General features: G+C 61.4%; 2 protein-coding genes. One reads left to right on the top strand and one right to left on the bottom strand.

Annotated features, from left to right (window positions below; genetic code table 11):
• Window positions 1-134 (bottom strand): LuxR C-terminal-related transcriptional regulator (locus AB0637_RS24995; RefSeq protein WP_366175492.1); only part of this gene is annotated, 134 nt, incomplete at its 3' end.
• 362 nt (window positions 135-496) lie between these two features.
• Here AB0637_RS24995 and AB0637_RS24990 point away from each other — a divergent pair.
• Window positions 497-1063: hypothetical protein (locus AB0637_RS24990; protein ID WP_366175490.1), on the top strand; the 567-nt coding region annotated here is incomplete at its 3' end.

Genomic DNA, 1063 nt, shown 5'->3' with positions numbered 1-1063 from the left:
CTCCAACGGTGCATGAGCTCCGAGAGGCATCGACTTATCGCACCGTCGGAATAGTGCAACCGAACCCCGATTTGATGGTTGGTCAGGCCATTCGCGACCAGTCTGAGCACGGCCTTCTCACGCTCTGTGATCATGATCCCCCCCGGGTACCGATGCAGCGGCGCACATGTTGGCACACCCCGCGCCCCTTTGGGGTGTTTTGGGTCAGGTCGGCAAGTTCTCCTCGTTGGCATCGAGAGTCCTCAGCTGCGGCACTGGTTCGGTCAACACTGCTTCCGACAGTCATCAAGATCAACTTCGAGAGGCCGCCAGACGGAAGGGAGGCTGCCGCGGGCGGCTCCTCATCCGCTTCGTACTCCGCACCAGTCCATGCCTCGCAAGGAGACATATGCCCGAGTCCGCTCGGCGACGCCCGACCCAGCCCCCAGGGCGAAGCGCGTCTGCCCCCGCATACCGACTGACACCCTCCAGTACCCCCGGTCGGGTCTTCATCATCATGGCCGCGCTCCTTGCCGTCCTGATGTCCATCACGCTCAGCGCTGGCACGGCGCGTGCAGATGACACCGACCCCTCGAGCGGCTTGAACCCAACCTCTGAGGAGCAGCAGGAAGTTGCAGCACTTCGAGCCGACCCTGGCTTTCCCCAAGACGAAGCGGTGAAGGCCGGTGTCGTCCTGCTGTCGGGTAAAGCAGATGGCGACGCGCCTGTAATCCCGCGAGGAACTAGGTGTGTGAACGATCAGAGCGCGACCGAAGGTTCCTACTCGCTGTGCATGAACTCAGGCCAAGGGACAGATAAGTACACTCCCGACGCAACATTGCAATCAAGCTCAGCGCGAGCAGCTTGCGACAGGCTTCCTATCAATGGCGGGCCTTACAAGGACCGGTTTGTGCGTTGCGAAAACACTGACGTGGCCTTTGCGGTGCGCAGGAAGATCAATGGGGTCTGGACCGTCACGGGGACTCTGAAGGCGTTCATTCTGCGTTACGTCTATGCCGCCGCGGCCAGCGATTCTCCGCAGTGGATCGATGAGGTGCGGATCTACCCGTACTCGATCACGGGC

The sequence above is a fragment of the Kineococcus sp. NPDC059986 genome (assembly GCF_040702905.1).
Lineage (GTDB): Bacteria > Actinomycetota > Actinomycetes > Actinomycetales > Kineococcaceae > Kineococcus.
This window is presented reverse-complemented; position numbering and strand designations above follow the sequence as displayed.